Below are 6,473 nucleotides of genomic sequence, written 5' to 3' on the forward strand. Positions count from 1 at the left end.
CTTTTATCCTTTTGAACAAAAGTAAGCAATGTTTATGCCGAATAGAAGGAATTACTTAAGTAGCGCGATGTTGGGTTGAGGAAATAAATGGGTGTTAAACCAAAATTGAATGAGGTCTATAACTTCTGATTGGTTGGAACTGAATAGTGTACGGTTTTGTATGAGCTTGTGTTCGTTCTCAGTCTTAATTGAAGGAGTATGTATTTTATCGTAAAAATTTCTTGTGTTGGTTGTGTATTCCTCAATGTTATTACTACTCATGTTCAAGATGGGTGTATTGTGAAAGGTTGTCGTTTGTAAACCTATGTCGTTGTTGGCGTCCGCCAAGTGTTTTTTATAAAAGTTATTGATAGAACTCAGATTTAAGCTGGTAGGTGAAAGTCCGGTAATATTTATAGCAGCTTGTACGTTTGACTTATTTTTTTGCAGCGATAAATAATTGATGTAGCTCCCAGAGTTAATACCTAAAAGACCAATATTGTTTGGGTTTACAGCTTCTAAATTTCTAACATAAGATATTAGTTTACTTAAATCTTGGGTGTGTTTGGTAATTTCAAATTCTCCTTCACTTCCACCAGTACCAGCTTGGTTGTAAGCTACAACTACAAAACCTTTGGCGGCTAAAGGAGCGAGCATGTTAACGGTTGTGGTTATATCTATCTTACTCGTTGAGTCATTTAGATCATGATTAATGATAATACATGGGTAAATGCCTTGTGCTATGGGTTGAACCATGGCACCCGTTAAAAAAGTACCGTTACTTATAAATGCAATTTTTTCTGATTTCACTTGATTAAGGAAATCGTATTTTTCAAGATTGTGTTGAATAGTCCTACTGACAGGCGAGGCGCTGTAGTCTATGGGAAGTGTTTTTAATGAATCTTCCCCAAATGCTCCAAACTTTTGTTTTAATTCTACGGTAGATAATTCGACTTCTCCGCAGGAGCAGAGTGTGATAATACAAGCGAGTATATAGGTAATCAGTTTCATTTTTAGTATTCCGAAAATATTGTACTCTTTTCGTTGAGTGTAATGCAAATGTTTGATTTACAGTGCAAATATGCGCATTATTTTTTAAAATGTGGAGAGAGTTATGGAGGTTTAACCCTAATTTAATACAGGAAAAGCCACCCCATTTTATGGGGTGGCTTGCATTATTAAACGATATGCAGTTTACGCTTGCGCAGTTTCCGCAAGAGCTTCTTTAATTTTTGCTTCTAATTCGTCCATTAATTCTGGGTTATCCCCGATGATTGTTTTCACGGCATCACGTCCCTGTCCTAATCTGGTTTCTCCGTAAGAGAACCATGATCCAGACTTTTTAATAATACCTAGGTCAACACCTATGTCTAATATTTCACCAACTTTAGAAATACCTCCTCCATACATGATGTCGAATTCTGCTTTTCTAAAAGGTGGGGCTACTTTGTTTTTCACCACTTTTACTTTTGTTCTGTTTCCGATTACTTCATCACCGTCTTTAATCTGAGAAGATCTTCTGATGTCCAATCTTACTGAAGAGTAAAATTTCAATGCATTACCACCTGTAGTAGTTTCTGGGTTACCGAACATAACACCAATTTTCTCACGTAACTGGTTGATGAAAATACAACAACATCCTGCCTTGTTGATTGAAGCAGTTAGTTTTCTTAAGGCTTTCGACATCAAACGTGCTTGAAGTCCCATTTGAGAATCGCCCATTTCACCTTCTATCTCTGCTTTTGGTGTTAAAGCTGCAACTGAATCGACAACTAATAAATCGATTGCACCTGATCGGATAAGGTTATCAGCAATTTCTAATGCTTGCTCTCCGTTGTCTGGTTGCGAAATCAATAAGTTATCTACATCTACTCCTAGTTTTGCTGCGTAGAACTGGTCAAATGCGTGCTCGGCATCTACTATAGCTGCAATACCACCTTGCTTTTGTACTTCTGCGATGGCGTGAATGGCCAAAGTTGTTTTACCAGATGATTCTGGTCCGTATATTTCTACAATTCTTCCTTTAGGAAAACCGCCTACACCGAGGGCTAAGTCTAGAGTTACAGAACCTGTAGGTATTACTTCTACTTGTTCTACAACTCCATCTCCTAATTTCATTACTGTACCTTTTCCAAAGGTTTTGTCAAGTTTCTCCATTGTTAATTGGAGAGCTTTTAATTTGTCTGCGTTTATTTCTTTTGCTGCCATATCGTTTAATTTTTAGCTAATGTAGGTTGGTTGATCGTAAACTATTTACGCTCTAATTATTTTCGTTGAAAGCGGCTAAAATTTCCTCAGCGTGCGCTTTTGTTTTTGGCTTCTCTATAATATGCGTAATTATACCTTCCTCATTGATTAGGAAAGTTGTTCTGTGAATACCATCGTATTCTTTACCCATAAATTTCTTCAATCCCCAAACTCCGTAATCGTTGATCATTTTTTTGTCAACGTCCGCTAATAAGGTGAATGGTATACTGTGTTTGTCAATAAACTTCTGGTGTCTTGCTTCATCGTCTGCACTTACTCCAACAATAGCAATACCTTCGTCTTGTAATGCTGAATAATTCTCTGTTAAGTTACAAGCTTGATTGGTACACCCCGGCGTCATATCCTTCGGGTAAAAGTAGATAGCAAGTTTCTGACCTTTAAAATCAGCCATGCTCACTGCTTCTCCTTTTTCATTGTTTACGTTAAAATCGGGTGCTTTGTCTCCTACTTTTAAATGTTTCATTGTTTCTTTTTTGTGTCCGATTAATTAAAATGACGAATATATAGTCAAAAGTAATGCAAAATAATTAATCAAACAAAGTTTATGTTTAAATTCGTTGTTGCAGGAAGAAGAATACCTAGAAAAAAGAGAGCGACTCCTTTTCAATCGAAAAAAAATATTCATCTTCGTTTACCACAAAGAACAAAATAAATATGGAAAAGTTTGTAGATAGAATAGCGAATCATATAAAATTGAAAGACTATGTATTAACAGACTTAACGATTGTTCTACCATCCAGAAGAGCAAAAAAGTATATACAAAAAGCTTTATTCGAGCAATACGACAGGGCTGTGTTCTCTCCCAACATTTTAACGATAGACGAGTGGGTGAAGAATTATACGCCTCAATCCATTATAGATAAAACGTGGGCTTTGTTCAAATTGTATGAGATACACGAGAAAATAAGTGGACCGGAGAACAAAGGTTTGGATGAGTTCTTAAAGTGGGGAAGAACTTTGTTGAGTGACTTCGATGAAATTGATCGTTACCTCATAGAAACAAAGCAATTGTTCGTAAATCTTTTGGATGTAAAAGAGTTAGAAGCATGGAACGTGGGTGAAGATGAATTGACCGATGCCCAAAAGAGATTCTTAGCTTTCTGGGAAACTTTGCCCGACTATTATAAAGCATTCAAAGAGATGTTGAAACAAGAGGACGCCATTAATATGGGGGCGGCCTATGCTAATTTTAGTCAACATCTACACCTGCTTTTTGAAGAGAACAAAAATGCACAATTCATTTTTGCCGGTTTTAATGCGCTGTCGAAAGCTGAAGAGAGCATTATGCTGCAATTGAAAAAAATGGGTAAAGCAGAAATATTCATAGATGTAGATGAATTCTACATGAAAGATCATAACCACGAAGCAGGAATGTTCTTACGCCCCTTGGCCAAGTCTTTTGAATTGAAAAAGGAAGCGTATATGAAAAGTCATTATGCTTCTTCTTCTAAAAAGATTGAAATCATCAATTGTAAGCAGAGTACGGGGCAGGCAAAAACTATTGCTACCTTATTGAAGAATGAAATACAACCCAAAGATTTTTCAGATACTGTTGTACTGCTTGCGGATGAAAATATGGTGGTACCCGTTTTAAAGAATATACCATCTACTATTAAGGAAGCCAACATTACATTGGGTTTACCTTTAAAGAACACGTCTTTGCGTGCTTGGGTAGATATGATTTTTAACATTCAGGAAAACTTTAGAAGGTTTAGCACCAAGAGTATTTATTATAAGGATTTGCTCAAGCTCATTAAACATCCTTTTATGTTGGCGGTGTTGAGTGATACAGATAAACTTCAACTTCAGACGCTAGAAGATAAAATTGTGCACAACAACTGGTTGTTTTTGAAGTTAGATCAAATTAAAATTTCAAAGAATGTAAAGGAGCTAATCAAACTGATTACGCAAGCTTGGAACTTACAAAACGAAAAGTATACTCTCGAGGCTTTGGGAGTTGTGAGAAAGCTCAATGATTTACTTTATACATCTATAGATAAGGAAGAGCATACCCTAGAAAAGGCCATCATCTATAATTTCGATGCATCGCTTGTAGCACTTCAGAATATACTAGAAAGTTTTGCGCCGAAAATTAACTTCAACTCCTTTAAACAGATTTTTAATGAACATTGGTCAACCCAAAGTCTGGCCTATTTTGGTAATCCTTTGGATGGTTTGCAAATCATGGGACTCCTGGAAACGCGTTTGCTGGATTTCAAAAACTTGCTTGTAGTAGGATTGAATGAAGGAAGTATGCCGCCCAACAATCCAATTCAAACCCTTATTCCTATGGATTTGCGTAGGTATCACGGATTACCTACGCCACGAGAAAAGCAAGGGTTGTTTGCCCATCACGTTTATAGATTGTTACACCATGCAGAGAATGTATGGATTACTTATTCATCGGCTGAACGTAGGATGGGGGTGGATGAGGCTTCGCGCTATGTGCACCAAGTGAAGTTGGAGTTGTCTCGACAGTTTCCCAATATTTCTCTGGTAGAAAGAGATTACTCCATAGAAGATACGCAACAATCAAGTGAGACAATTTCTGTTGAAAAATCACCAGCAATTTTGGCACGTTTGGATGAGTATTTTGGAAATAGAACTTCTGCCTCAGCGTTGAACAAATACTTGCAATGTCCGCTCGATTTCTATTATAGATATGTATTAGGATTTGGAGAAGAAAAAGAAGTAGAAGAAGAAATTGAGGCCAACAACTTCGGTAGTTTTATTCACAATACACTAGAAACACTTTTAAAACCGTTCAGCAGAGTTGGAGATGGAAAACGCAAAGGTCAGAATGTATTGCCCGAAGACATAGATCAAATGTTAAAGACATACGGACCTATCCTTCAAAAAGAATTCATTGCCCATTTCGATAAACACAAAGAGTATTTAGAAACAGGTAAAAATTTCCTGAGTTTAACCGTTGCCGATCACTTGGTAAAAAGCATACTTAAAGCCCAAAAAGAAGAGCTAATTTCTAATCCTACCGCACAATTATTCATAGAAGAAGTGGAAGGAGAATTTACCAAAGAGCTTACTATTCAATTAGAGAAAAGTGAGAAGTTGGTAAAATTTGTTGGGTTCATAGATAGGATAGACAATTTCGAAGATGAAGTAAGAATTATAGATTATAAGTCTGGGACTTGTAATACCGATAAGGTAAAGATTCCATCTACCCGAGGAGGCAATAGTCCGCAAGATGTATTGCTCAACGTGCTGAGTAAAAAGCATTATGTTTTCCAATTATTGGTCTACAACATGCTTTATAAGTCAAGGTATCCGCAAAAACCTTATCCTGGTAAAACAGGCATACTTTCTATGGTTAACCTCAAAGACGGGATTTTCTTTTTAGACAATAAATTGAAAGAAGCCGCAAGTATGGATGATTTGATGGAGCTCTTCGAAGAATGTTTGCAACAAATTATAGCAGAGATTTACGATGAAACAATCCCATTTGAACACAATCCAGATGCCCAGTATTGTCAATATTGCGGCTAGTTAAAACTATTCGTTCAAATTCCAATTGTAGTCTTTGTAGCTGATGTCGGCATCCTTACTAATTTCTACTTTACTATAAGTATTAAGGTAATCGATGATATCGCCCTCCTCTGTAAAGTCACCACTAAACCATTTGAAAATGGATGAAATTTCCACTTCGTTTTTGGCAAGTGTATTTTTCTGTGGGTTATTGATAAACGCGCGCATCTGATCCGTAAGTTGTTCTTCTAGCTTGGCTGCAGTAAAGGCTTCATTTCTTAACTTCGGACAAGAAATAGAGGCACAATTCACTGCTGCGTGTATACGCGGATCACTAAAGTCTTTGCGCAAAATACCGTGCTCAATGTTGTTTAAGTCGTAAGTTTTATCTCCCAGTTTAATAAACTTAATATCCCAAGGTGTGTTCACTTTATAAATAGAACCTCCTAAATCTTTTATACTTTTTACAGGATAATTATCCACAATTAATTTTACTGTGAACGCATTGTAAGCGTTGATCCAGTATGCTTTTTTTTGAGCATAACTCCATCCATCATTTATGGTGTGTTTGGCCAATTGTTGGAGGTAGGTATTAAGTGCCGTTGAATCTTTTTGAAAGCCTTTGTAATTCACATTTCCCACAGAATCAACGTGTTTCACCAACAAATCTGTCCACAATTGGTGGTCATGAATTTTTAAGTGGTCTACCATTTCTCCTTTGGGGTAGTTTCTACCTTGCGACA

Annotated in this window: 5 protein-coding genes; 1 reads left to right on the forward strand and 4 read right to left on the reverse strand. The window is 36.7% G+C overall.

The genetic code is table 11. The features are described 5' to 3' along the window. Nucleotides 1-51 precede the first annotated feature (51 nt). The 3 genes from AC22ZQ_RS01390 to bcp all read right to left on the reverse strand — a co-directional run bounded on the left by AC22ZQ_RS01390 (nucleotide 52) and on the right by bcp (nucleotide 2,710). The gene (locus AC22ZQ_RS01390; protein ID WP_318956784.1) at nucleotides 52-990 is read right to left on the reverse strand and encodes a CocE/NonD family hydrolase; all 939 of its coding nucleotides are present in this window, start codon (nucleotides 988-990) and stop codon (nucleotides 52-54) included. A gap of 183 nt (nucleotides 991-1,173) precedes the next feature. Beyond that, the gene (recA, locus tag AC22ZQ_RS01395; RefSeq protein WP_318956785.1) at nucleotides 1,174-2,187 is read right to left on the reverse strand and encodes a recombinase RecA; all 1,014 of its coding nucleotides are present in this window, start codon (nucleotides 2,185-2,187) and stop codon (nucleotides 1,174-1,176) included. Between the two features lie 52 nt (nucleotides 2,188-2,239). Continuing rightward, a complete protein-coding gene (gene bcp / locus AC22ZQ_RS01400; RefSeq protein WP_318956786.1) occupies nucleotides 2,240-2,710 on the reverse strand; it encodes a thioredoxin-dependent thiol peroxidase in 471 nt (156 codons plus the stop codon). A gap of 191 nt (nucleotides 2,711-2,901) precedes the next feature. On the opposite strand from bcp, the gene AC22ZQ_RS01405 reads away from it, so the two are divergent. Beyond that, nucleotides 2,902-5,751 (forward strand): PD-(D/E)XK nuclease family protein, encoded by a 2,850-nt coding sequence (locus tag AC22ZQ_RS01405; RefSeq protein WP_318956787.1) that lies wholly within the window; start codon nucleotides 2,902-2,904, stop codon nucleotides 5,749-5,751. 6 nt (nucleotides 5,752-5,757) lie between these two features. Here the strand turns inward: AC22ZQ_RS01405 and AC22ZQ_RS01410 are convergent. Beyond that, nucleotides 5,758-6,473, reverse strand: a 716-nt coding sequence (locus tag AC22ZQ_RS01410) for a DUF547 domain-containing protein (RefSeq protein WP_318956788.1), incomplete at its 5' end; no start/stop codon positions are given.

This window comes from Lishizhenia sp., from assembly GCF_057456495.1.